Annotated in this window: 23 protein-coding genes; 12 read left to right on the top strand and 11 right to left on the bottom strand. The window is 51.0% G+C overall.

Annotated elements, in window-relative coordinates:
* Positions 1–58: 58 nt before the first annotated feature.
* Together DCW36_RS00375 and DCW36_RS00370 are read left to right on the top strand one after the other, a co-directional pair.
* Positions 59–517 (top strand): hypothetical protein, encoded by a 459-nt coding sequence (locus DCW36_RS00375; protein WP_240675983.1) that lies wholly within the window; start codon positions 59–61, stop codon positions 515–517.
* Between the two features lie 297 nt (positions 518–814).
* A complete protein-coding gene (locus DCW36_RS00370; protein WP_114782473.1) occupies positions 815–1,486 on the top strand; it encodes an alpha/beta fold hydrolase in 672 nt (223 codons plus the stop codon).
* A gap of 72 nt (positions 1,487–1,558) precedes the next feature.
* Here the strand turns inward: DCW36_RS00370 and DCW36_RS00365 are convergent, their stop codons facing one another.
* The 4 genes from DCW36_RS00365 to DCW36_RS00350 all read right to left on the bottom strand — a co-directional run bounded on the left by DCW36_RS00365 (position 1,559) and on the right by DCW36_RS00350 (position 5,320).
* Positions 1,559–1,816 (bottom strand): hypothetical protein, encoded by a 258-nt coding sequence (locus tag DCW36_RS00365; RefSeq protein WP_114782472.1) that lies wholly within the window; start codon positions 1,814–1,816, stop codon positions 1,559–1,561.
* Positions 1,817–2,052: 236 nt separating this feature from the next.
* The gene (locus DCW36_RS00360) at positions 2,053–3,717 is read right to left on the bottom strand and encodes a dipeptidyl-peptidase 3 family protein (protein ID WP_114782471.1); all 1,665 of its coding nucleotides are present in this window, start codon (positions 3,715–3,717) and stop codon (positions 2,053–2,055) included.
* A gap of 174 nt (positions 3,718–3,891) precedes the next feature.
* Positions 3,892–4,506, bottom strand: a complete 615-nt coding sequence (locus tag DCW36_RS00355) for a deoxynucleoside kinase (RefSeq protein WP_114782470.1) — start codon at positions 4,504–4,506, stop codon at positions 3,892–3,894.
* Positions 4,507–4,687: 181 nt separating this feature from the next.
* Positions 4,688–5,320, bottom strand: coding sequence for a hypothetical protein (locus tag DCW36_RS00350; protein WP_114782469.1), 633 nt, complete (start codon positions 5,318–5,320; stop codon positions 4,688–4,690).
* A gap of 256 nt (positions 5,321–5,576) precedes the next feature.
* On the opposite strand from DCW36_RS00350, the gene DCW36_RS00345 reads away from it, so the two are divergent.
* The 3 genes from DCW36_RS00345 (at position 5,577) to DCW36_RS00335 (ending at position 8,871) form a co-directional block, all read left to right on the top strand.
* A complete protein-coding gene (locus DCW36_RS00345) occupies positions 5,577–8,015 on the top strand; it encodes a GAF domain-containing protein (protein WP_114782468.1) in 2,439 nt (812 codons plus the stop codon).
* Positions 8,016–8,169: 154 nt separating this feature from the next.
* Complete coding sequence (locus DCW36_RS00340) at positions 8,170–8,394, top strand: CDGSH iron-sulfur domain-containing protein (protein ID WP_114782467.1); 225 nt, start codon at positions 8,170–8,172, stop codon at positions 8,392–8,394.
* A gap of 21 nt (positions 8,395–8,415) precedes the next feature.
* On the top strand, positions 8,416–8,871 hold the full coding sequence (locus DCW36_RS00335) for a putative signal transducing protein (RefSeq protein WP_114782466.1): 456 nt from the start codon (positions 8,416–8,418) through the stop codon (positions 8,869–8,871).
* A 119-nt stretch (positions 8,872–8,990) separates the two neighbouring features.
* On the opposite strand, the gene DCW36_RS00330 is transcribed toward DCW36_RS00335, so the two are convergent.
* Positions 8,991–9,992 carry a quinone oxidoreductase family protein gene (locus DCW36_RS00330; RefSeq protein WP_114782523.1) on the bottom strand — a complete coding sequence of 334 codons (1,002 nt, stop codon included), beginning with the start codon at positions 9,990–9,992 and terminating at the stop codon, positions 8,991–8,993.
* Positions 9,993–10,171: 179 nt separating this feature from the next.
* On the opposite strand from DCW36_RS00330, the gene DCW36_RS00325 reads away from it, so the two are divergent.
* Positions 10,172–10,675 (top strand): GNAT family N-acetyltransferase, encoded by a 504-nt coding sequence (locus DCW36_RS00325; RefSeq protein ID WP_114782465.1) that lies wholly within the window; start codon positions 10,172–10,174, stop codon positions 10,673–10,675.
* Positions 10,676–10,739: 64 nt separating this feature from the next.
* Here DCW36_RS00325 and DCW36_RS00320 read toward each other — a convergent pair whose 3' ends face one another.
* Entirely contained in the window at positions 10,740–11,978 is a 1,239-nt protein-coding gene (locus DCW36_RS00320) for a S8 family peptidase (protein WP_114782464.1), read from the bottom strand.
* 450 nt (positions 11,979–12,428) lie between these two features.
* On the opposite strand from DCW36_RS00320, the gene DCW36_RS00315 reads away from it, so the two are divergent.
* A complete protein-coding gene (locus DCW36_RS00315; protein WP_240675982.1) occupies positions 12,429–13,172 on the top strand; it encodes a peptidylprolyl isomerase in 744 nt (247 codons plus the stop codon).
* A gap of 83 nt (positions 13,173–13,255) precedes the next feature.
* Here DCW36_RS00315 and DCW36_RS00310 read toward each other — a convergent pair whose 3' ends face one another.
* Complete coding sequence (locus tag DCW36_RS00310; RefSeq protein ID WP_114782462.1) at positions 13,256–15,328, bottom strand: M13 family metallopeptidase; 2,073 nt, start codon at positions 15,326–15,328, stop codon at positions 13,256–13,258.
* A gap of 149 nt (positions 15,329–15,477) precedes the next feature.
* Between DCW36_RS00310 and DCW36_RS00305 the strand changes: the two genes are divergently transcribed.
* On the top strand, positions 15,478–15,759 hold the full coding sequence (locus tag DCW36_RS00305; RefSeq protein WP_114782461.1) for a (2Fe-2S) ferredoxin domain-containing protein: 282 nt from the start codon (positions 15,478–15,480) through the stop codon (positions 15,757–15,759).
* A gap of 69 nt (positions 15,760–15,828) precedes the next feature.
* Here the strand turns inward: DCW36_RS00305 and DCW36_RS00300 are convergent, their stop codons facing one another.
* The 3 genes from DCW36_RS00300 to DCW36_RS00290 all read right to left on the bottom strand — a co-directional run bounded on the left by DCW36_RS00300 (position 15,829) and on the right by DCW36_RS00290 (position 18,075).
* Positions 15,829–16,365, bottom strand: a complete 537-nt coding sequence (locus DCW36_RS00300; RefSeq protein WP_114782460.1) for a ferritin — start codon at positions 16,363–16,365, stop codon at positions 15,829–15,831.
* 190 nt (positions 16,366–16,555) lie between these two features.
* The gene (locus DCW36_RS00295; protein WP_114782459.1) at positions 16,556–16,906 is read right to left on the bottom strand and encodes a hypothetical protein; all 351 of its coding nucleotides are present in this window, start codon (positions 16,904–16,906) and stop codon (positions 16,556–16,558) included.
* A gap of 119 nt (positions 16,907–17,025) precedes the next feature.
* Complete coding sequence (locus DCW36_RS00290; protein WP_114782458.1) at positions 17,026–18,075, bottom strand: hypothetical protein; 1,050 nt, start codon at positions 18,073–18,075, stop codon at positions 17,026–17,028.
* 453 nt (positions 18,076–18,528) lie between these two features.
* Between DCW36_RS00290 and DCW36_RS00285 the strand changes: the two genes are divergently transcribed.
* Positions 18,529–19,095, top strand: coding sequence for a DUF1579 family protein (locus DCW36_RS00285; RefSeq protein WP_114782457.1), 567 nt, complete (start codon positions 18,529–18,531; stop codon positions 19,093–19,095).
* 92 nt (positions 19,096–19,187) lie between these two features.
* Here the strand turns inward: DCW36_RS00285 and DCW36_RS00280 are convergent, their stop codons facing one another.
* Complete coding sequence (locus DCW36_RS00280) at positions 19,188–19,523, bottom strand: MGMT family protein (protein WP_114782456.1); 336 nt, start codon at positions 19,521–19,523, stop codon at positions 19,188–19,190.
* A gap of 271 nt (positions 19,524–19,794) precedes the next feature.
* Here DCW36_RS00280 and DCW36_RS00275 point away from each other — a divergent pair, with 271 nt between their 5' ends.
* From DCW36_RS00275 to DCW36_RS00265, 3 genes are all read left to right on the top strand, one after another.
* A complete protein-coding gene (locus DCW36_RS00275; protein WP_114782455.1) occupies positions 19,795–20,922 on the top strand; it encodes an efflux RND transporter periplasmic adaptor subunit in 1,128 nt (375 codons plus the stop codon).
* 172 nt (positions 20,923–21,094) lie between these two features.
* Complete coding sequence (locus tag DCW36_RS00270) at positions 21,095–24,196, top strand: efflux RND transporter permease subunit (protein ID WP_114782454.1); 3,102 nt, start codon at positions 21,095–21,097, stop codon at positions 24,194–24,196.
* A gap of 50 nt (positions 24,197–24,246) precedes the next feature.
* The gene (locus DCW36_RS00265) at positions 24,247–25,593 is read left to right on the top strand and encodes a TolC family protein (protein WP_114782453.1); all 1,347 of its coding nucleotides are present in this window, start codon (positions 24,247–24,249) and stop codon (positions 25,591–25,593) included.
* The last annotated feature ends 190 nt before the right edge of the window (positions 25,594–25,783 follow it).

Below are 25,783 nucleotides of genomic sequence, written 5' to 3'. Positions count from 1 at the left end.
AAATAACCTTTTAAACAGACAGATCAGCTTACCTTAGCAACATCTGACATGGACTACAATGAACCTGAATTCTTACGCTCACCTGCCGGCCAACTGGCCGGAACCAATTGTGCTGACGCATACTGCAGGCGATGTGTTCCTGACGCTGCGGGCGGAAAACGGGTTTCTTGAGGCCAAGTGGACCGGGCATATTTCGGCAGCCGACGTCATTAAAGCTGCACAGGTATCAATTCCCATTTTACAGGCTATGCACTACCAGGGGCTGCTGAACGACAAATCGGAGGTTAGCGGCGAATGGTACGAAGCCAACGACTGGCTGCAGTACGAATGGATGCCGAAGGCCGTAAAAGCTGGCCTAAAATACCTGGCTTATGTTTATTCCAGCAACATGCTAAGCCTTTATTCCTTCCGTGATTTTAGAAGCAGGATACCTCCGGAACTGCAACTACGGACTTTCCATACACGGACAGCAGCAAAAGTCTGGCTCGATAAAAAATCAGCACTGATAGCACCCTGATAAATCAGCAGCTTACCCTGGTTCTTTTCAGATTCAGCAACGCAGCACCCCGACCCTGGCTATTACCACTATTGTCAAGGAGCAGCGGCTGTGGTGGCTGGTGCAGCAAATTATTTCTTTGGAAAAGGGAAGAAAAAAGTCTGCTGTACCTGCCACCACAGCCGCTGCTCCTCTCTGCCCCCAAAGTTATAGCACCCCGACCTGCCGGTTGTTGAAACTTTCCGGACGAGCTGTTGCTTTACTAAATAGCGAGGGTTAAATTACCTCAGAACGGGTAGCTCCCGTACAAGTTAAACCATGAACACGATCTATTTTATCAGCGGCCTTGGAGCAGACTGGCGTATGTTCAGGTCTTTGCACCTGCCACCAGAACTGCCTTACAAGCATGTGCAGTGGATAGCACCTGCCAGTATTGATGAGCCGATACAGGAATATGTGCAGCGCCTGAAAAGCCAGATCGAGGACCCGCATCCTATTTTGGTAGGCCTTTCGTTTGGGGGCGTGGTGGCAACAGAACTGGCAAAAATACTCAAACCCCGGAAACTGGTGATCATTGCCAGCCTGGCTACCAGCAAAGCCTTGCCCTGGCACTACCGTTTGCTGGGCAGCCTGCACCTGCACCGCTACCTTCCCCTGAAACTGATGCAAAGCATGGTGCCGCTGGCGCCCTGGTTTTTTGGCGCACATACACCGGAAGCAAAAAAACTGCTGCGGGAAATAATCCTGGAGATTGATGAAAAATTTTTGCGGTGGTCGATGGGACAACTGTTAGCCTGGCGCCAGCCAATTCCTTTTCCAGGGGTTATCCACATTCACGGCACCAAGGACAAGGTACTTCCGTTCCGGAAGTGGCCCAACGTGATTAGTATCAAAAACGGAGAACACCTGATTGTGCTGCACCAGGCCGAAGAAGTAAGCGCTATCCTGAGCCAGCTTATAACAGCGCCAGCGTATGAACCACAAAAGTAAGTACCAGGCAGGATAAAAAAAAGGTAAACCGTTTTTGCAGTTTACCTTCTTTAACATCTTTGCAATTCCATATTACACTTGAATCCAGGCTTGGTTTAACGATGGGTTGGGCACCATAAACGGTTTGCTAATTTCTTTTTCGGTACGGGGGGTACTTACTTTTTCGGGCCGGGTCATGCTTTCTTTCTCGGCACTGTAAAATTGGTTATACTCATCCTCGCTTAGTTCTTCGCGCAAGGCAATATGAAATTTTGATAGCTCAGGAAATAACTTTTCTCGCTCCTGGCGCTCCTGCGGGCTATCCAGGTTAAAGTCATAAAAATTTTTCATTACATGCAGCTTTTATAATTTTCATAAAACATAATCGACTGAAAATTAACATACTGCCTATTTTACCAATAGGTTACCCCAAATTCAAATTCATGTAAAATAACATAAGGTGAAGGAAAGTTTAGGAGGTAGAGAGGTAGAAAGGTAGAAATTTTGTAGGGGTTGAACATTTTCAACCCATACAAATTCTACCTTTCTACCTCCTAAACCCTCTAACTCCTAAACTTTCTAACTTTCTACAGTCCCAGCACGTCGACGCCCTGCTCGAACACCACATCTACGGGAATATTGTTGCGGCTCAGGCGGTCCAGGTCGGACTGCAGTTGCAGGCTGATGTTGCCCTGTTTCACCAGCAGTTCGCCTACGCCTTCATAGTCGCCATTGCCTTGTAATGTCAGGATGAGTTCCGACAGCTTGTCCATGGCTTTGCGCATCTTTACGTAATTAACCCGGTACTTTCCTGTTTTGGCATCGCGTTCAAAGGCGCCGTGCTCCTTGAAAAAATTAAAGCGAACCATGTTGGCCTTTCCGTGCGCGCTGGCTGCACCAAACCGCACCGACCTGAAAATGCCGGCCAGAAACGTGGTGTAATAATCTTCCAGCTTCCCTTCGAGTTCTTTCTTATTGTGCAGCTGCGTGATCATGTAAAGCCCCAGGATGTCTGCTTTCCCCTCTTCCAGGGCAGAGGCATGCTCTTTGAGCGCCTCGCGCACGGTGCCTTTCCCGTTGATGGTGTTTTTGATGCCGAGCCCGTGGGCTACCTCATGAAACATGGTAGTGGCAAAAAAGGCATCGAAGGTAACGTGCTGCTGCTGGTCGTCGGCAATAAGCTCCTGCGCAATGGGTACCATGATTTTATCGAACTTGGCGCGCATGGCGTTTTTGAGCTGTAGACGGCGCGTTCCTTTTTTCAGCTGTACCTCCTCGTCGTTTGGCAGGTTGATGGCAATGGTTTTGCTGCCTGCGTTACAATCGCCGGCGTAGTATACCACATCGTAGGCATTGAGGTCGGCATCGGCGCCGGGCATTTCTTTTTTATAGTTTTCGCCCACCGGCAGGCCACGCTGCAGTTCAGGCAGGAAAGCGGCGTATTTTTCCAGGCGCTTGCTCCAGTCCATGTCCTTTATCAGCACATAGGCCTCGTGCGCTGCCTTGTACCCGAACAGCTTGTCTTCGTAGGTTTCGATGGGCCCGATCACAACGTCTATTTTGTTTGTTTTCATGTCCATCCAGGCAAGGTCGCTGGGCTGGTAATCGTCGGTGAGCAGCGCCTGCGCCCGCATGTTCAGGTATTTCCGCAGTTCATCGTTCTCGGCCAGCGTTGCCGCCTGCAACAGCAGGTCCGAGGCACGCGTTACCTGTTCCTTAAACAACTCGTGGTAAGGCACCGTCTCCAGTTTTCCGCCGGAATCGCGGCGAAGAAAGGTGTACTGGCTGGTTTTTTCGGGCAGGCTGGCTGCTTCAAACTCCTCCTTCGTTATGTCGCGCGGGTAAAAGTTTGCACCGGCAGGCTTCATACCTACCCCCGGAATAAAAGGAGTGTTGTCGTTCAGGCGGTCCCAGGGGCCGTAGTTTATTTTAACGAACTGCCTGGCCTCCTCGTCGGTGAGGGCATTGAGCAGGGAGTCGCCTCTGCCATAGGCTTCGTACCAGAACATTTCGTCCATGATGTCGGCGGCCTCTATCAGCAGCGGGATCATCTGTCGTTCGTTTTCACTCAGGCCACTCAGGTCGGCAGTAAGCTTTACAGGCGTATACATTTGCAACTTCTGCTTCAGGTTGATGGCAGAGGTTTCAGCCTGCTCTGTAGCGGTAGTTTCAAGCTCCTCCGGCTTATTGCTGCTACAGCCGGCTAATGCTGTGGCCAGGCCAGAGGCTAAAAGTAGATGAAGAACTTTCATTATGGTTTGCTTAATTACAGCGATCGTAGTTTTTTATGTTGAACAGAAGCGAATGCTGATGCTCCTGCAATCGGGTAGTATGGTTTTATCGAGAATCAGCCAATATACAGAAAATAAACGCGGTTCCCAATTCTGCCGGAAACAGGACTGCCTACCGACAAAAATACAACAGGCCTAAAACAGCCCAAACAGCTCCCGTTGTATTTTCTCGACAATCCCGCCCAGGTCTTCCGGCTTCGACACAAAATCGAGGTTGTTTACATCTACTACCAGCACCTTTCCAAGATTATAAGAACTCATCCAGTTGTTGTAGTGCTCGTTCAGGTTCCGGAGATAGTCCAGGCGGATGTTATTTTCATAGGCGCGGTTTCGTTTTTCGATCTGCCCGATGAGCTTGGGCAGGTCTGCCTTCAGGTAAATCATCAGGTCTGGGGCTTTTACCATCGTAATCATCGACTGGAACAGCGCCAGGTAGTTGTTATAGTCGCGGGTGCTCATATAGCCCGACTGGTGCAGGTTTTTGGCAAAGATATAGGCATCTTCGTAAATGGTCCGGTCCTGTATCACGGATCTGTTCCTGCTCTGGATCTGCTTTACCTGGTTAAAACGGCTGTTGAGGAAGTACACCTGCAGGTGGAACGCCCACCGCTCCATATCCTCGTAAAAATCCTTCAGGTACGGATTATCCTCCACTGCCTCCAGGTACAGGTCCCATTTAAAATGATGCGCCAGTTTGGTAGCAAGCGTCGTTTTGCCGGCCCCAATGTTCCCGACGATGGCAATATGCATGGCAAAATTCCGTTTTGAATGAATGCAGCGGCAAAAGTACAGCTTTTCTGGCAGAAGCCACCCTTGCTGCTTCGTTTAACTACTGTTAAACCCGTGTTGCTACATACTCTAAAAACCGGCAAGCCCCGGCTCTACGAAAGTAAGAACCGGGGCTTGCTGGCACTAAATTCAATGTTAAAAACTATTTCTTTTCTTTTTTACTCTCCAGTTTCTCCCGCACATCGTGGCTCTTCCGGAGGGTATTAAACTCAACCTGCAGCGCCGCCACCTTAATTTTGTCGCCGTTGGTCATCTTGTCCAGCACCTGCTGTTTGCGGTCGCTTAGCTGCAGGTATACATGCTCGGCATAGTCCCAGTCGCGCAGGTTCCAGAGCCCGCGGCTGATGCGCACCTGTTCCATAAAGTAGGTAAACGTTTCGCGCATTTCCTCGGCCGTCACACTACTGATGGCACTTGTACCTACCAGGTCAATTTCCCAGCGCCTGGCCTCGTCCCGGTTCAGCGGCTCGCCGTAGCTGCCTTCGGTTTTCTCCTCCCAGGTCTGGTATTTGCTTTTCAGTTGCCCGTATTCCTGCTTGTCAGTTTCGGTCATGCTGTTGGAGTTTCTGTCGAGGCTTGCAGTCATTTCCCGGAACTCCCGCTTAATGACGGGCCATTCAGCACGTGTTATACTATCGGCCTGGCCGGCTTTCCGGCTCATCCAGTCACGCAGGCTGGCAAGGTCTTTTTCAAGTTTGGATTTCTCCTGGGCCTGCACCCCTACGGCCAGGGTGGCCAGCAGCATGGTCAGCACCCATGTTCTTACTATACGCATATGCTATTTTACTTTTTATTGTAACTGTACCTCCTTAAAAATTATGCCAGAACATAGCGTTTGGCAAATATTTAAATTACATCCGGCTTGCACCAAAGCACGTATGTGTCGTAAAACTAAGGGATAGGAAAGAAAAATGTACCATCTTTTGTGCAGGAATTTCGTTTAAAGTAGGGCTGTTAGTCTGTACCTGCCACATGGTTAGTTTAACCTTCAGTTTCCAGCCCCTAATGAGTATACACGATCAGAACTTTTTATGAGTAATAACAGAGGCAGCTTTCACGAAACCGTTGTTTCTATCACCAATAAAGATAGCATACAACTGAGCACGAATGAGTTTCCGTTTAAAACGTCGCTCAGTTTATGGCCGCTTGCTTCGTACTGGGAGAATAAGTTAAAGTGTACGCCAAACTGTAACATGTCGCGTGTAGAAGAACTTTCTAACCTGCTGAAGCACACCCCCGCCTTGCTAAAACCTATCCACGATAGCAGTGTCATAAAAAAGCATATCAATACGGTAAACACCCTCATGGAAGATATTTTCCCGAGTGCTTTATGGGAAAACGACCTGAGAGCCGCCGTTATACCGTTTCATTTCGAAAGCTTTTATGCCACCCCGCGCCTGGAAGAGTTGCAGCTGCTGGATGGCGCCAACTATCCCGAAAAGCTGAATATCGACAAAAAAACGCTCCTTTTCAGGCAGATCCTGTCGGCCTACACCCTGATCCTGGACAAGTTCTACAACGCGAACTTTACGGTGGATGAGCCGTTCATTTTCACGTTTAAGGATAAGTTTACCCAGCTGGAGCGCCACTACAAGCTTACCATCGATTTGAAGTTTATGGAAGTAAAGGCAAAAGGCGAACTTAAAACGCTCAGCCCCCAGATGATAAACTTCCTGATAAACCGCTACCACGACCTGGACCTGTGGATGCAGAAGCTGCCCCCGGAAAACTTTGAATTTACGGGCTTTGCCATTTACGACTTCACGGATGTTACCAACGAGGAAACCATTTCTTCGCTGCGTTTCGACCTGCTGGACCAAGATGCCATCAGCACGGATGAAGGATTCGAAAATCTGCAGCAGAAGCTTCGGGTGCTCTTTAAACTGCCCGGCATACAACTTGGTATTGCTACCTGCCCGGAGCTGCATGAATTCGACTCGAACTATGCCCGCAAAATATGGCAGGGACTTGTACTTTCTACCACCTGCAGCCTGCGCCTGGCCGACCTGCGGGGCTCCGTTTATGAGCCGGTTATCCGCTACGGGCATACCATTATCGTGGAAGACCTGGAGGTTTTTAAGCACCCCACGCTCGTAGAGAACCAGTTGCTCGAATCGGGCATACGCAACCTGATTATTGCCCCGCTCGAGTTCGAAGGGAAAAGAATCGGCCTCCTGGAGCTGGCCTCGCACATTCCCGGAGAGCTGAACGCCCTGACCACCATCCGCCTGAAAGAAATATTGCCGCTTTTTGCCTTAGCCATGAACCGGGGCCTGGACGAACTCAGGAGCAGCATCCAGAACATCATCAAGGAAAAATATACCGCCATTCATCCGATTGTGGAATGGCGCTTTACGCAGGCCGCCATTAACCTGCTGGAAAAACGCGAACGAAACGCCAGCTCCGAAATCGAGCCCATCGTTTTCAAGGATGTATACCCGCTGTATGGGGTATCTGACATAAGAGGATCGGCCACAGAACGCAACAAGGCCATCCAGGGCGACCTGCTCGAGCAGCTTGTGCTGGCAAAGGAGGTGCTGCTGGCGGCCAAAAACAACCTGTCGCTGTCTATTCTGGATGAACTCGTTTTTAAGCTGGACAAATTCTCGCAAAGCATTGTGCACGAACTCACTACCGGCGACGAAGATGTGATTCTCGACTTTTTGCGAAGCGAGATAGAGCCGCTTTTCGACCACTTCCTGGAAAAGAACCCTACGGCAGCCGGCCCCATAAAGGCCTACCAGAAAGCCATCGATAACCCCTATGGCGTGGTGTTTAACAAGCGGCGGGCCTACGAAGAAAGCCTGTACATGATTAACGAAACCATCTCCTCGTTCCTGGACCGGGAGGAGGCGAAGGCGCAGCAGATATTTCCGCATTATTTTGAGAAGTATAAAACCGACGGGCTGGAATACAACATCTACATTGGCGCTTCGCTGCTCAACAATGGCGCCTTTCAACCTATCTACCTGAAAAACATGCGCCTGTGGCAGCTCATGCTCTCCTGCGAAATTGCGCGCCGCCTACAGAACATGCGTGCTAACCTGAAGCTGCCACTCGAGATCACACAGCTGATCCTGGTTCACAGCGCCTCCATCTCCATCCGGTTCAGGCTGGACGAAAAGAAATTTGACGTGGATGGGGCCGAAAACATCCGCTACGAAATTTTAAAGAAGCGCATCGACAAGGCTACCATCCGCGACACGGAAGAGCGCCTGACGCAACCGGAAAAAATTGCCATCATTTATACCCAACCCAAAGAAGCACAGGAATACATGCGTTACATCGAGTTCCTGCAATCGGAAGGCTATATTACGGATGAAGTAGAGCACCTCGAACTGGAGGAAATGCAGGGCGTACAGGGGCTGAAAGCCTTGCGCGTTTCGGTGAACTTTCAGGAGCACCTGCGCCACGACATCGATGCCGGCGACGAGCTTTTATCCATTGTGCAGAATGCCACCATGCTGTAAATCAGCCTTCGCCGCACCAGGTCCGGGTGCTTTGCCTGTTGCAGCAGCCCTGCAGGCGCCGTAATGCCAGCAAAGTAAACCACAAAAACAGGCAATCTGTAGCGCAAAAGCAGTATATTTGTTAACACGTGTAATATTTAGAACAACGAAACTTATGGCAACAACAAGACTTACAATAAACAACAATGGCTCGGTACGGGTAGAAGGCGACTTCGAGATTGTAGACAAAGACGGAAATGTGTACCACCTGGGCGGCCGGTCTGTGGTGTCGATCTGCCGCTGCGGCATGTCGCAGAACAAGCCTTTCTGCGATGGCTCTCATAAAGGGCATTTCGAGCACAATGCGGTCGCGTTTGACCTTCCTCCCAAAAAACAGTAGCCTGCTAAAGCTGCACAACATATGTCGAATCGCCTGGTAACTATCGCTACGTTCAATGAGCCAACCGAAGCCCATATCGTGAAGGGGCGGCTGGAGGCGGAGGGTATTCCCTGTTACCTCGGCGATGAGCATATTGTATCGGTGCAGCCGTTTTATTCGGTGGCAGTGGGCGGTGTAAAGCTGCGCGTGCCCGAGGACCGCGAAGCCGTTGCCCGCCAACTTGTGGAACAGGTACTGGAAGGTACCAGCGAATATTATATCGACGACGACATTGAACTGGCGCCGCCCATGCCCGAGCATGTGCATGAAGAAACCTGCCCCCGCTGCAACTCCACGCACATAGCAGAAGAATCTTTCTCGAAAACCGTTTTCTCTATTTCTTACCTCATACTTGGTTTCCCGCTGCCTTTCTTCAACCGCAAATTCAAGTGCTACGACTGCGGCTACGTCTGGAAACCGAAAAAAGAAACTAAATAACAGGAGCAGCGGCTATGGTGGCAGCGGCAGCAGATTTTTTTGAGGGCGGAGCTATCATTTTATTCTGCTGCCCCTGCCACCATAGCCGCTGCTCCTGCAAAACGGGGCTGCCGGTGCGGCTACTCCCCTACTTTTACTATTATTTTCCCGAACTGCTTGCCGGCTTCCATGTAGCGCATGGCCTGCTCGGTTTCTTCCAGCGGAAAGATTTTATCAATCACCGGCTTCAGCTGCTTGTCGCGTACCAGTTGCACCATATTGGCAAAATCGCTGGCGGTACCCATGGTACTCCCAAAAATGGAGAGCTGCTTCCAGAAGATATCGGCAGGATTTACAAGTTGAATCAACCCGGTGGTGCCGCCATAGACTGCAATTCGTCCGCCAGGCTTTGCCAGCTTTAGCAGCTGCGCAAAACCTTCGCCTCCGGCAGCATCCAGCACCACATCGAAACCGGTTGCTGCCTTTTTAAGTTCTTTACCCCAGTTTTCCTGCTTATAGCTGATGCCGCCTGCAGCACCCAGCGCTATTGCCTTCGCTATTTTTTCTTCTGAACCGGAAGTTACCCATGCTTCAGCGCCTGTGGCTACAGCAAACTGCACCGCCAGTAAGGCTACGCCACCGCCTGCTCCTGTTATCAGCACACGCTCCCCGGGCTGCAGGCCGCATTTGGTAAACATAGCTCGATAGCCTGTCACACCGGCCAGCGGAAGGGCAGCCGCTTCTTCAAAAGTCAGGTGCTCCGGCTTGGGGTGCAGGTTGGCTGCTTTTACTTTTACAAATTCGGCAAACGTACCTGCTTCGGGCATTCCTAGAACCTTAAAATCAGCAGCCTGCACATTATGTCTATCACCCCAGTCGGTTGTCGGATCAATCAGCACCTGCTGTCCCAGCCAGTCTTCCGTTACCCCCTCACCTACTTCTGTTACTATGCCTGCCCCGTCGGAGCCGAGTATGGCGGGGTATTCTTTTATAAAATACCGCCCCTGCTGTATCCACACATCGCGGTGGTTTAAGGCGGCTGCTTTTACCTGCACAACAACTTCTCCGGGACCAGCCTCAGGCCGGGGTGTTTCTATCAGTTCAAACGGTTTGTTTATATCTTCTAAATAAATTGCTTTCATGAACATTCATTTCAGTACAACAGCAAGGTACTAAAAATTGTAAGTTGCGAAGTTGCTAAAGCGGGTGATTGATATCATCAATTTTCCCCGGGAAACAAACCAACACAGGAAAGCCTGCACCGGATAATTCCGTTTCTGATGATTTTTAGTTTTAACTTGCAGTATCATCATTGGGAATCATGAACAGCAACTTTCATATCCGGCAAGCCACACCTGCTGATGTGCCACTGCTGCACCAGCTTGCCGCCCGCATCTGGGAGCCAACTTACTGCCGCATTTTATCGAAAGAGCAGATCGATTACATGTTCGAAAAGATTTATGAAGAAGAAGCGCTGCTGCAACAGCTGGAAGAAGGGCAGGTGTTTCTGCTACTGTATGCTGCAGATCAGCCGATTGGCTTTGCTGCTTTCTCGCTAAAAGCCACCACTACAGCCACTTATAAGCTAAACAAACTATACCTGCTCCCGGAAGCGCAGGGCAAAGGCACCGGCCGGAAGCTGCTAGAAGCTGCCGAGGAAGCCGTAAGGGCAAGAGGAGCCAAAGTACTGGAGCTGAACGTAAACCGGCATAATCCCGCCAAACTATTTTACGAAACCTGCGGCTACACCATCGCCCGGGAAGAAGATATTCCGATAGGCCCGTTCTGGATGAATGATTTTGTAATGCAGAAGCGGCTGGTATAGCAGCAAAAGCAAGAGAGGCAGCCGCCTGGCTGCCTCTCTTGCTTTTTATCTGAATAGCACTTGGTTATTTGTGGGCAATCGGGTCAGCGTTGCCATCCGGATCATTTAATACATTTCCGTCTGTACCAAGGCTACCACTAGTTCCTTTCAGTAACAGTAATCCTGCAACATGTGGAGCAGCCATGGAAGTACCACTGATTGTAGCATAGCCTTTATCCTTCCAGGTAGATTTGATGCTTACACCCGGAGCGCAGTAATCTACAGGAGGGTTACCATAGTTAGAGAAGCTGGCAAAGATATTAGATGAGTTCATGGCAGACACCGTAAACACTTTGCTATGGTTTACACGAGCAGGTGAATAACTACCGGCATGGCTACCATTGTTTCCTGCGGCTATCGCGAAAAGAACTCCTGCATCAGCAGCTTTCACTACAGCATCGTCCAAAGCCTTTGAGCCAGGTCCTCCCAGACTCATATTGGCAACATCGCCAGAGGAAGCATTAGCAGCTACATAATCTAGCCCGGCTATTACGCCCGAGTAAGAACCACTGCCCTGTGCGTTAAGCACTTTTACAGCCACCACGGTCGCACCGTAAGCTACTCCGATTACACCTGTAGAATTATTTTTGGCAGCTATCGTACCGGCTACGTGAGTACCATGACCGTTACCATCGTCGGCAGATTTGGCATCCCTCCCGGTTGTCACAAATGTTCTGCTTTTGCTGGTATTTACCCTCAGATCTGGATGATCCAGGTCTATTCCGGTGTCTATTATCCAGGCTGTTTTACCATTCCCATCGGCATACCCTACACGGTTGATTCCCCAAGGAGTTTCCTGTGCTGCTGCGTTTACGTCATCTTCTTCTCTACTTGGTTTTCCCAAAGAAATTACCCTGTCCGGCTCAATATAAGCTACTCTGAAATCCTTCCTGAGTTTGGCCACTTCTTCATCAGACAAATCTGCCACAACACCCAGAATTGCTTTTCCGAATACCCTGTCTATTTTTTCTTTGCTGATAGTGCTGCCGCTAAAAACCTGCACCCCCATCTCCCGCACCAATTCAACCCGGTCAGTGTAGCTCGCGTTGGGGCTGATGCGCATGTTTTCATTTTCTTTGAACACCACGATGTATTTACCGGGGATAACTGCTCCGTTATCCTGGCTGGACTGTACCTCCACTACCGGGGATTGTGCCTCTATGGCATCATCGCTACAGGCTGTAAACGAAAATGCTGCTGTCGCCACTGCCGCCCCCATTACCATAGTGCGCAGTAAGTTGCTTGGGTAAAAAGCTTGTTTCATAAGGGATAATTTAAATAGTGGATAGATAAACAGATTGTTTCAACAATAAAACTACTTACTTGTGTCCTACTAACGTACGTAATTGATTTAAAATAAGCAATCATTTTTATCAAAATAAATTACAATAAAAATCCGAATCACTTCATTAATTTTGCATTATATCAACATCATACAAGCAAATAATTAAACACACCCTAACGAGAATTATAATTTTCTTCAAAAAACCTTTTTTTATTCACAATTCAACAACCTTCTATATATACAATTTCTATATTGCTGCTGCACCAGCGCGGCCACACCACTACATGGCTGGTTTAAATGGCTTTGGAGCTGGAAAAATGTGTACCCGAGGTGCGCAGGATAGATTTTTTCAGCCATAATTGTTAGCTTAGAGATTCAGAAAAACAACCTATGATACCGACACTTTCAACTACCTTTTCAACAAAAAGCATGAAACTGCTGATTGGCTGCCTGCTATTCCTTATGGCCTGCAACGGAAAAACAGAACAGGAAACTGCGGATGAGGTAGCTGCAACAGCAAAAAAGGAACCGAAACTGCAGCCCCTGAAAGCAGAAAATGCGGAGGAAGTTTTAACGGCCTACGGAAAAGAACATCCCGATACGCTAGCTGTTATCAGCACCCGCCACGGCGACATAAAAGTGCGGCTCTACAAAGACACGCCCCTGCACCGCGCAAATTTTGTACGGCTTGCCAGGTCCGGTTTCTACGACCAGGGCGAATTTTACAGGGTGGTAAAAGGACTGGTGATTCAGGGAGGAGATTCCGACAACCGGACCATGAAACAGGGCCCCTACAAAGTTCCGGCAGAGTTTAATCCGAAATATGTTCATAAAAAAGGCGCCCTGGCAATGGCACGCTACGGCGACGAGCGGAATCCGGAGAAAAAATCATCGTCTCATAACTTTTACATTGTGCAGGGCAAACCCAGAACCATTGAGGAAGTACGCGCCTACGAAGCCCAGTATGGCAAGAAATACACGCCGGAGCAGGTTGAAGCCTACACCACCATCGGCGGCGAACCCAGCCTCGACCACGAATACACCGTGTTTGGCGAAGTGATTGAAGGTCTTGACGTGGTAGATAAAATTGCAGAAGAGCCGGTTGACGGCAACGACTGGCCGAAAGAAATTGTGCCTCATAAAATTAAAATTATCGAGGCAGAGAAACAGTAAATAATGCAGTAACACAAACGGGGCGGTAACAAAAGTTGCCGCCCCGTTTGTGTTACTGCTGCATGAACATATTTTTCCTGCTGCTACCAGATTTTAATCCGGTCTTTTTCCGGACGGTAGAGCTTGTCGTTTTCGTTGCAGTTAAAGGTTTCGTAGAACTGGGGCAGATTGGAAACCGGCCCGTTGGTGCGGAACCTGCCCGGCGAATGCGGGTCGGTCAGGATTTGCTGGTTCAGATACTCGTCGCGCACATTGATGCGCCAGATCTGCGCCCACGCCAGGAAGAAACGCTGCTCCGGTGTAAATCCTGCAATTTTTCCGGGGTTCTTTTTGCTGAGCGCCTTCTGCAGCGCCGTATAGGCAATGTTCAATCCGCCGATATCGGCAATGTTTTCGCCCATTGTCAGTTTTCCGTTTACGTGCAGGTTGTCGAGCACGGTGTACTGGCTGTACTGGTCGGCTACTACGTTAGCGCGCGCCGTAAACTGCTCCTGGTCGGCTTTGGTCCACCAGTCTTTCAGGTTTCCTTCAAAGTCGTACTGGGCGCCCTGGTCGTCGAAGCCGTGGGTAAGTTCGTGCCCGATCACAGCTCCCATGCCGCCATAGTTTACCGCATCGTCGGCCTGTGGGTCGAAGAAAGGCGGCTGCAGGATGCCTGCCGGAAACACAATTTCGTTCATGGTGGGGTTGTAGTAGGCATTCACCGTGGGCGGCGACATAAACCACTCGGCCCGGTCCACGGGTTTCCCAAGCTTGTCGATGTTCTCCTGGTACAGGAACTGGTTGGCCCGCATCACGTTCGAAACATAGGCATCGCGGCTGATGCTCAACCCCTTGTAGTCTTTCCACTTATCGGGGTAGCCGATTTTAACGGCAAAGGCATTTAGCTTCTCCAGCGCCTGCTGCTTGGTTTCTTCGCTCATCCAGTCCAGGTCGCGCACGTGCTCTTTAAACGCCAGTTGCAGGTTGTTCACCATCTCCAGTGCCTTCTGCTTTGCCTGTGGTGAAAAGGTTTTCTGCACATACAGCTGCCCCAGCGCCTCGCCCAGCGCGGCATCGGTGGAGCGGAGTACCCGCTTCCAGCGGGGCTGCATCTGCTCGGTCCCGCTCAGGACTTTGCCATAGAAGTTGAAGTTCTCCTGCACAAACTCCTGGCTCAGGTAAGGGGCTGCGGTCTGTAACAAATGCCACTGCATGTAGGTTTTCCAGTCGTTTACAGCAGTGGGCGTAAGCATGCTGTTCAGTTCTTTAAAGAAAGGAGGCTGGCCTACAATGATTTCATTTACATTTTGTGCGCCTACACCCGCCAGCACCAGTGGTAAGCGCAGGTTCGGGTACTGCCTGTTAAACTCCTGCACACTAATCTTGTTGTAGTTCGCATAAGGGTCGCGCAGTTCCACCCGGGTCCTGGAGGCTTTGGCCAGGCTTGTCTCGAAACGGAACACCGTCTGTGCCTTTTGCTGCGCCGTGGCCGCATCATCGCCCAGCAAGCGGAATATGTTCTGCAGGTGCTCTACATAGGCTGTTCTTATTTTTTTGGAGCGTTCGTCGTTTTTCAGGTAATAATCCCGGTCGGGCAGCCCGAGCCCATCCTGGTAGGCCTGCAGCGCGTATTGGGTGCTAATTTTATCGTCCTGGGCCACATAGAGGTTATAGAAGCCGGTCATGCCTTTCTGCAGGAGCTCCGCCTGGACCTTTACCAGGTCATCTGCCGTTTTAATAGCTTCTATCTTTTCCAGTTCCGGCTGAATGGGAGCCAGGCCAGCCTTGTTGGCAGCAACAGAATCCATACCGGTTGCATAGAAGTCGCCGACGAGTTGGGTGGCAGTGCCTTTGGCAGCGGTGGCATTGGAGGCAGCTTCCGTGAGCAGTTCCAGCAGAATAGCATAGTTCTTTTCGGCCAGTTCGTTAAAAGCACCCCAGCGGCTCTCCGAAGCCGGAATCGGGTTGTTCGTGATCCAGCCTCCGTTTGCATACTGGTAGAAATCCTCGCAGGGATTAACCGTGGTATCCATGTTGGCAAGATCCAGCCCCTGCCCCATGGCAGCCTCAGCTGAGTCGACGGTAGTTCCTTCTGTAGTAGCGGAAGAACTGCAGCCTGTTGCAAGCAGACCGGCAAAAGCAAGCGATAGAAACGCCAAGTGTCTTTTCTGCATAAAAATTCTGGTATGGTACGCCTACAAGTTAACTATTTTGAAGAGCAAAGTAAATACGCAGCAGGTAAAGGAATGGTGGCAGGTGCAGTACTATTTTTAAACTCCGTTCTGCTCCTTAACTTTAAACCCGCAAAGGAGTACATTAGCATATGAGCAAAGGATTTGAGATACCCGATAAAGTAATTTATGTGTGCACAGGCAGCAAGTGCAAAAAGAAAGGCGGCAAAGAACTGGCTAAGCTCTTCCGAAGCATGATTAAGGATATGGGCCTGAAAAACACCGTTGAGGTAATAAAAACCGACTGCACCGACCGCTGCGACTTCGCTCCTGTTATGAGCATGCAACCCGCCAATGCCTGGCTGCACCATGTAAACGAACAGCAGGCGAGGCAGGCGTTCCAGGAGCACATCCTGGATTCTGACAAAAAGTAGCCATGCACCACTGCTGCTGCTGCAGAAACCACAAAAAAGGCCTCCGGACATTTCCGGAGGCCTTTTTTGTTAAGCTTCGTAAGTGTCTTCGTAAGAGATCTTGGGAACCCGCTTGTCTATTTCGTAGCGTCCGGTTCCTTCCTCTCCAATCATTTCGAACAGCTCCAGGGCACGACGCGCCACGTATTCTTCTTCTATCTGCTCTTTCAGGAACCACTGCACAAACGAGAAGGTCATATAGTCTTTGGCCTTCATGCAGCGGTCGGCGATGCGGTTAAAGGAGTTTGTCACATCGATCTCCTGCTGCAACGCCAATTCAAATATTCCCCTGAACGAGTCGAACTCCACCGGCACGTTGGCGATGGACGGCGAAACGGCCCTGCCTCCCATGTCGGATACATATTTGAAAAGCCGCAGCATGTGCTCCCGCTCTTCGTCGGATTGTTTTTTAAAATAGCCTGCACTAAAGTCGAAGCCGTTGCGGTCGCACCACGACGACATAGCCAGGTACAAAGCCGATGATTCGGCTTCCATTTTTATCTGATCGTTTAGAATTTTCTCTATCTCTTCTGTAAGCGATGTTCTGAGCCTGAGTAAGTCCTTCATAGTTATTTCCTGTTTTTTATATTTCTGATAAAGCGGGTGCCTTTAACGGAAAGCACCTCTTCTGTAATACCCTAAATATAAGCGATTGGTTGTTACGAAGTATGGCTGCGCAGAAATATGGAAGAAGTCTAAATACAAAAAGCACAGCCTTCGCTGTGCTTTCCACTATAAATAATTGCTCCTGTTATTGTTAGGCAAGGGTGCAGCTCAGGCACTCGTGCAGCATGCGGTTGAGCTCCAGAGCAAACTTTGCGCCTGCCAGTAAATCGTTCAGTGCGTAAAGTTCGGGCAACGTGAGCACAAAACAACGATCGCAGCCGAAAACCGAAATTATTTCCAGGTCCGAAGCACGGTTGGTACTTGCTGCCATTTCCTCCAGGTCGATGGCGTCAACGGCTTTCTGCAGGCGCAGGAACGTATCGAGTTTCAACACCGTTACGGAACCGGAAAAGCTCAGCAGCAGCCTGTTCCGGCGGTCGCACTGGTAAACGGTTCCTGCTGGGGTTGCGTAAATTTCGGTTTTATCTGTTGTCGGGTGCATGGTCTTCTGTTGTCTTCGCAGGGGCTGCTGTTCAATTACACAACAAAGGTAACACCTATTTAGAATCAGTCCAAATAAAAAGAAAAATTTTTAGCAGACCATTTGCCCACCTGTGGCGCCTATACTTTGCCTGCCTTTATTTTAGGCTCGCGGGTAAGCACGGTTTTCAGGTTCAGCCGCACCAGGTCGCCCATCGACTTGCATTTCAGGAACTCATCCGACTTGTGGTGTTTGGCCAGTTCCTGCTTCAGCATCTCCACTTTTTCGGGTGTCGAGATGGTGTCGCAGCGCATGCAGTCGATCAGGTCTTTAAGGCGGTAGCGTGCCGTTTTCAGCCTCCGGAACAGCAGCGTGCGCTCCTCGCTCTGGTACTGCTCCATGGTTTTGGGGTCGAGCAGGCTGAGCACGAGGTTGATTACCTTGTTGTTGTCTTTAAAGTACTTGGGAAAGTACATGGACTTGTGCCCCTCGTACGACTGCTGGTCGAAGTCGATGGCCCGCACCCGGTACTGCTCATCCTCGAAATCAGGCGTTATGTCGATCACGTAGTTGTAAGAGCGCATATCGCCCAGCAGCCGGATAAAGCAACGTTCGTTAAATTTCACAAACTCTTTGGCTATGCGCACCTGGTTCGACAGCGGCCTGTTCAGGTACTCGTTCATAAACACGTCGCCCGGAATACCGGCAATATGCTCCTCTATCAGCGTTTCGTCGAACACCAGGTAGTTAATCCGGCTTGGCGAGAGAATGTGCTCCAGCTCCAGCCCGTACACCCGCGACGCATCGGCCCGCTTGATGTAATAGTACTCGTAGTTGTCGTTGAGCTGGTTCATGACCTGTATCCGGAAGGGCTGCGAATTGCCAAAGGTACAGTGGTCGATGCGGGAGATGTAGAGGTGCTCCATCACCGACATATCGCCGTCTGTTTTGAGAAGGGCATAAATCTGGGTAAGCCCCTCGCGCAGCTCATCCTGCATGTAGTTGTCGTACATCACGGTTTCCCATAGCGTGTCCTTTCCCTTTTTGTCGTAATGCGGAAACGAATCGGAGAAGCGCAGCAGGTCCTCGTATTTTATGGGCAGCTTTAAGGTCCGGTGGTACGATTTCAGGTACTGCCGCAGTCCTTTTGAAATCGGGTAGTATTGTTTCTTTTTGGTGATATTCACGATTTAACAGAAATAAATAAGTTTTACGGATGCAGGACGCCACAGCCCGGAAGCCCCGAACGCCTTGTTAATTTCCCGCCCAATGAAGATACAAAGTAATCTGACAGCTTTGCACCTGTTCCTGTAACAACGCTCCTGTATTTTTTAATTCAACAGGCCGCTTTTTTTATCTGCAGCAGCCACCACAGCCTCTGCTCCTCCTGCCCAGCACCGGCACTTATCTACGCAACCTCCTGATTCGGAAGAACATCACGTCACAGCCGCCCTCCCGTTTGTCGATACTTTGCGCTCCTCCAAAAGCGTTTGTCCGGATAATATTGCCCTCGGGCTAGAACTACCCCGGGTTAGTCTAAATCACGAGCCCGGTTCCATAAATTCAGCCTATATTTGTATCGTTCTCTGGCAGTTACAGGCTCCCGGGCAACAACGCAAACTAAAACCTAAAAAAATAAAACAATGAAAAAAGCAGTTATTTTCCTACTGGCAGCCGTGCTGCTGGTATGGGCAGCCCCCATCACTAAAGCGCAGAAAGCAAAAAGAGTTACAACCGAAGAAGCAAATGAACTCCTGCAAAAAGTGGCAGGCAACTGGCAGGTAGATTACTCGTTGTGGCAACCGCAAAGCAAGCAGTTCCTCACTTCTAAAGGCAACGCCAGCTTCAGCAAACAGAACCAGGCCACCTATGTGCGCGAGCAGTTTAAAATTGTAAAACCCGACGGTAGTATCGAAGAAGGCGAAGGCTTTTTAAGCTATTCCGAAAAAAATAAACGCTTTGAGTTTGTGCAGATAGACAACACCGGCAAAAGCACCCTCCTGCTTACAGGCGAGTGGTTCCCGGAAAACAACACCCTGCTGCTGACACCCGAATCGGGGCTGGAGAAATGGGGAAGCCGAAACGGCACCCCTATGCAGCTGCAATACATCTTCTTCCCGGACGGCACCTTCATGAAAGCTATCCGCACGCCGGATGCCCAGGGCAATTATACGCTCTTCTCGCAGTACCACTACAAAGCCAGAAGCTAAGATTTTAGTACAGAGTAGTTTTTAGACAGATTGAGTACAAGCCCCTGACCTGGTAAAAACCGGTCCAGGGGCTTTACTTTTTTAGCAAAACGCTACAACAGTTCTTTGGAAGGATCCCAGAAGAGTTGCTCAAATGCCACTACCCTGTCGTTTTCTACCTGCACACCCTCCTGCTCCAGGCGCTCCTGCATGGCATTGGCCGCTTCGAAATGCTGCTTCCCGGTCAGCAGTCCGTTCCGGTTCACTACCCGGTGCGCGGGAATGCCGGTAAAAGGCTGCGAGGCAATCAGCGCCCATCCTACCATCCGTGCCGATCCTTTTGCCCCCAGGTAACCGGCAATGGCACCATACGAGGTCACCCTCCCCGGCGGGATCAGCTTGACGACTTCGTAAACATTCTGAAAAAAGTTTTCTTTCGTACTTTTCATGTGGCGCAAATTCTTGTTTGTAAATTTTTCAGTTTTATTCCGCTTCCTGTTTAAACCAAACGCGCTGAATTTTGTCTTATACCTACGGAACAACCGGTACCGGAACTAAAGAGGCTTTGTAAGTTTTGTTTTTTAGGGTGAACTTTACAGGCTGATTTACTGGTTTACGCTTAGTTTAATGTTTAAACTTTAAACCAGCTTTCATCTAAACTTACAACAACTGGCCTGGCCAGTTACCAAATTTTGCCATAATAAGCGCTTTATTACCTAAATGAACAAATCGTTAAAGACAATTTTGCTGTTGGCTGCACTTACTGCGGTAGCGTACCTACTTGTTACAAAATTTTTTACGGGCGAGGATACAAAAACACAGGCGGGACCGCCGTCAGGACCGATGGCCCAGAAAGTGGCCGTGGATGTGTTTGTAGTTTCTCCTACTGCTTATCAGAACAGGATCTCCACGACCGGCACCGTACTTCCCAACGAGGAGGTGGAGCTGCGCAGCGAGATTCCGGGCCGGGTCACCAACATCCGGTTCGAGGAAGGCAGCCACGTGAAACAGGGGCAACTGCTGCTCACCGTAAATGCCGAAGACCTGCGGGCACAGCTCCAGAAACTCAAATCGAACCAGAAACTGTACCGCGACATGGAAGAGCGCCAGCGCACGCTGCTGGAGAAAGAATACATCAGCAAACAGGAGTACGAGCAGGTCAGCAACCAGTTGGCCATGGTCAATGCCGATATCCGCGCACTGCAGGCCACCCTGGACAAGGCCTACATCCGGGCTCCTTTCAGCGGCGTGGTGGGCCTGCGGCAGGTAAGCGAGGGGAGCTTTGTAACTGCCACTACGCCTATTGCCCGTATTGTGGATGTGAGCCCCGTTAAAATAGAGTTTTCGATTCCGGGCCGCTACAGCCAGTCCGTTAAAACCGGCGACAAGGTAACATTTACTTCGGAAGGAAGCCCGGAAATGTACGAGGCCCGGATTTACGCCATCCAGCCCAGCATCGATCCTGCTACCCGCACTCTTCCGATCCGGGCGCTGTACGAAAACAAAAACGAGGAAATAAAGCCAGGCGCTTTTGTACAGGTGAACCTCACGTTAAAGCAAATGGACGAGGCAATTCTTATCCCGACCGAATCCATCATCCCGGAAGCCACCGGCCATAAGGTGTTTTTAGCTAAAAACGGCAAAGCGCAGCCGCAGATGGTAAAGATCGGGCAGCGCTCCGAAACCATGATCCAGATCATGGAAGGCATCGAGCCCGGCGACACCATTATCAGCTCCGGTATTTTGCAGGCGCGCCCGGGCTCCGATCTTAGAATCCGGAAAGTAAAAAAAGGCAACGAAGATATTCCGGATCAGCAGCAAACCGCAGCCCCTGCTCCGGGCGTATAGCAACCGGAGCCGAAAAACGAAACCAACACTCCACCTATTCTGCAGACCACTTTTCGAAGCGGAACGCAGTCTCCTGCAGCGGAAACCAATGCTGTTTCTGTTTTGATTTTAGCGTTACCAAAAAGTTAACATAGTACTTCCGGTGAAACGCCACCGGAACTGAAGGAAATATATGGCAAGTTTATCAACCATCAGTATCAGGCGCCCCGTGCTGGCCATCGTGATGAGCATCACGATTATCGTGTTCGGGGTAATCGGCATTAAATTCCTGGGGGTACGCGAGTATCCCAGCGTCGATCCGCCTATCGTGAACGTGTCCACAAGTTATGCCGGCGCCAACGCCGAAACCATCGAGTCGGAGATAACGGAACCGCTGGAAGAGTCCATCAACGGGATTGCCGGCATCCGGACCCTTACCTCTACCAGCAGCGACGGTAGCAGCAACATTACGGTGGAGTTTAACTTAGGTGTGGATATGGAGGCAGCAGCTAACGATGTGCGCGACCGCGTAGCGCGGGCGCAGCGCAGGCTCCCGGAGGATGCTGAACCACCCACCATTGCCAAAGCAGATGCTGATGCCAACCCGATCCTGTTCCTGGGCATCCGGAGCGAAACCCGTTCGCTGCTGGAGCTGTCCGACATCGGCGCCAACGTGTTTAAAGAGCAGCTGCAGACCATTCCGGGCATCAGTGCCATCAGCATCTGGGGCGATAAGCGCTATTCTATGCGCCTCTGGATGGACCCGGAAAAGCTCTCGGCACTACGCATAACCCCGCTGGAAGTGCAGCAGGCCCTGGGGCGGCAGAACGTGGAACTGCCTTCGGGCAGTATAGAAGGTGCCACCACAGAGCTCTCCGTACGGACCATGGGCCGCATTTCCACGCCCGAAGAATTCAACAACCTGATTATCCGCCAGGATGCTGACCGGCTTATCCGGTTCCGCGACGTGGGCTATGCGCAGCTGGCTCCTGAAAACGAAAAAACGGTGCTGCGCTACAACGGCATTCCCATGATTGGCGTCGTGCTCATTCCGCAGCCCGGCTCGAACCAGGTAGAAATTGCCGATGAGTTTTACAAACGCCTCGAATTCATCAAAAAAGACATTCCCGACGACCTGGAGCTGACCATCGGCTTCGATAACTCCAAGTACATCAAAGCTTCCATTTCCGAGGTAAAGGAAACCATTTTTGTGGCTTTCGGCCTGGTGGTGGTCATCATCTTCCTGTTCCTGCGCGACTGGCGCTCTACGGTTATCCCGGTGGTGGCTATTCCGGTTTCGCTGATCGGCGCTTTCTTCATCATGTACCTGATGGATTTTTCCGTCAATGTGCTCACGCTGCTGGGTGTGGTCCTGGCCATTGGCTTGGTAGTGGACGACGCGATTGTGATGCTGGAGAACATCTATACCCGGATAGAGAACGGCGAACAACCCATGAAGGCAGCTAAGAAAGGCGCTGCCGAGATTTATTTTGCCATTATCTCCACCACTGTTGCCCTGGCAGCCGTGTTTATGCCGGTTGCCTTCCTCGAAGACACCACCGGCCGCCTGTTCCGCGAGTTTGGTATCGTAGTGGCGGGTTCGGTAATTATTTCGTCGTTTGTGTCGCTCACGCTCACGCCCATGATGTCGTCGCGCATGCTCAAGCACCGCGAACGGCCGAACTGGTTCTACCGCAAAACCGAGCCTTTCTTCGCTGCCCTCACCAATGCTTACCGCAGCAGCCTGGAGAGCTTTATGCGGGTACGCTGGGTTGCCTTTGTGCTGATCGTGCTATCGGTAGGCGCTATCTGGTGGCAGATGACGAGCCTGCAGTCGGAGCTGACGCCTGACGAAGACCGCAGCGGCCTCCGCATCAATGCCACCGGTCCGGAAGGTGCCTCTTTTGAATTCATGGACCAGTACATGAACGAACTGACCGCTTTGATCAACGATTCGATAAGCGGCATTTCAAGCATCACCACCATGACCCGCAACTCCAACTCCGGTTTTATCCGGCTGCGTTTGGTTGGGCCGGAAGAACGCAATCAATCACAACAGGAGATCGTGGAAGAGCTGCCACGCCTGATCAACCAGATACCCGGCGCCAGGGCTTTTGCTTCCGGCGATAAGGGCTTGGGTGGCGGACGGGGTGCCGGTCAGCCGGTGCAGTTCGTGGTGCAGTCGCAGAGCATGGAGAAGCTGCGCGAGATCATTCCGCCCTTCCTGGAGGCGGCCCAGCAGGACCCAACCTTTGCGTTTGTGGATGTGAACCTGAAGTTTAACAAGCCGGAACTGCGCGTAGAAATTAACCGCGAGAAAGCACAGGCCATGGGCGTCACTATCCGCGATATAGCCCAAACCATCCAATTGGGCATGAGCGGGCAGCGCTTCGGGTACTTTATCCGGGGCGGCAAGCAGTACCAGGTGCTGGGGCAGGTGGCACGCGAAAACCGTAGCGAACCGCTCGACCTGCGCAGCCTCTACGTCAAAAACAACGCCGGCGAACTGGTGCAGCTCGACAACCTGATCGACCTGAAGGAAGAAAGCGCCTCGCCGCAGGTGTACCGCTTTAACCGCTTCGCCGCTGCCACCTTCAGCGCCTCGCTGGCCAAAGGCAAAACCGTGGGCGACGGTATCGCCGCCATGGACGCCATAGCAGACCAGGTGCTCGACGAAACCTACCAGACCTCCCTGGCCGGCCAGTCCCGCGACTTTGCCGAGAGCGCCAGCAGCCTGATGTTTGCTTTCCTGCTCGCCCTGGGGCTGATTTACCTGGCACTGGCCGCACAGTTCGAAAGCTTCCGCGACCCGGTTATTATCATGTTCACGGTGCCGCTGGCGCTGGTGGGGGCGCTGCTTAGCCTCTGGTTCTTCGACCAGACCCTCAACATCTTCAGCCAGATTGGTATGATCATGCTGGTGGGGCTGGTAACGAAAAACGGCATCCTGCTCGTGGAATTTGCCAACCAGAAAAAAGAAGCCGGTCTGCACAAACTGGAAGCAGCCAAAGAAGCAGCCGTTTCCCGTTTCCGCCCCATCCTGATGACGTCGCTCTCTACGATCCTGGGCACCTTGCCGATTGCGCTGGCCCTGGGTGCCGGTTCCGAAACGCGGGTATCGATGGGTATTGCCGTGGTGGGCGGTCTGATCTTCTCGACGGGGCTTACGCTTTACATCATCCCCGCCATTTATTCCTACTTCTCTACGGCTTACATCAAGCCAACCCACCTGGGCGACGAAGATGAAAAGCATCCGAATCAGGCAGCGCAGGAGCCTGTGCCGGCACTAAAGTAACCGGCATATTCAGAGTACACAAAGTTCAATCGCGTTAGAAATAAAAATAAATGTCATCCATAAAGAATACTGCACTTTTCCTGGCCGGTGTCTTGTGCTTTTTCCAGAGTAAGGTTTTTGCCCAGGAACAACTAACCCTGGAGCAGGCTGTCCGGATAGGACTTGCCCATAATTACGATATCCAGATCGTCTCGAAAGAGCAGGAAATTGCCGCAAATAATGTTACCCTGGGAAACGCAGGCTTCCTGCCGTCCGTAGACGCCCGCCATACCCGCGATTTTTCCCGGAACGACGTCCGCAACCAGTTTGAGAATAACGAGCCCCGTATTGTCAACAATTCCACCAACAGGTCCTCCAACAGCAGCATGGTGCTGAACTGGACTCTTTTTGATGGCGGGCGCATGTTTATCAACCACAACCGCCTGAAAGCGCTCGAAAAGTCCGGGGCGTTTTTTACAAAGGCAACAGTGGAGACAACAGTGGCAGATATCAGCAATGCCTACCACGATGTGGTGCGCCAGGCGCGTAAAATAGAGGCGATCGAAGATGCCATTGCCATTTCGGAAATGCGCGTTACCATTACACAGGAGCAATACAACGTAGGGGTAAGTGCCAAAGTGGAGATTCTGCGTGCCCGGGTCGACTACAACGCCGACCGCTCTGAGCTGCTCCGGCAGCAGGAACTGCTGCAGCTGGCCAAGGTAAACCTGAACCAGTTGCTGGGCCGCGACCCCAACACCAACTTTACGGTTGAGGATGTGATTGAAGTGGAAAAAGACCTCCGGTTGCAAACAGTGTCTAACCAGCTGCAGTCTTATAACCCTACCCTGCAGCGCCTGCGCATAAACCGTGAGATTGCCCTTTTTGATTTACGAACTGCCCGTGCACAACGCCTCCCCGTGGTTGGTATTGCCGGCGCCTATGGCCTCAACCGCTCTTTGCAGGATCCTGTTATATTTGGTAATACGGTTGGTACCAACGAAAGCAGAAGACAAGGCTTTAACTATGGCTTAACGATAAGCATACCTGTGTTTAACGGCTTCGAAATAAACCGGCAGGTCCAGAATTCCCAGATTGCCATCGAGACAAATTCACTTGCGCTTCAGCGGGAGCAGAACCGCCTGCAGTCGGATGCGACACGTGCCTACAACCGCTACACCAACCGGCTACAGCTGCTGGACCTGGAGACCTCTAACCTGGACCTGGCCCGGCAGAACGCCGAAATTGCCCTGGAACGCTACAAACTGGGCTTGTTAACCGCCATTGAGCTGCGCGAGGCCCAGCGGAACCAGCTGGTGGCCGAAAACCGGCTCATTGATATCCAGTACGAAGCCAAAGCGGCAGAAACTGAGTTAAAGCGCCTGAGCAGTACCTTACTACAGGAAAACCAGGAGTAATACCAGATAGTATTTACTCAGTTCCACAAAACTTTTCCTCCTTTGTCATCCCCGTGGGGATCTCATACCTTTACCACAAGCGTATACAGTACAAATTTTATATACTTTTAAAAGACAGATGCAGGAAGGTAACTATAGGGAATCTACATACACTTGGTGATATGGACCACAAGGAATCTCCTTCCTGTAT

This window comes from Botryobacter ruber (assembly GCF_003347595.2).
GTDB classification, from domain to species: domain Bacteria; phylum Bacteroidota; class Bacteroidia; order Cytophagales; family Hymenobacteraceae; genus Pontibacter; species Pontibacter ruber_A.
The sequence above is the reverse complement of the archived record's forward strand: the minus strand, read 5'-3'. Positions and strand labels throughout refer to the sequence as shown.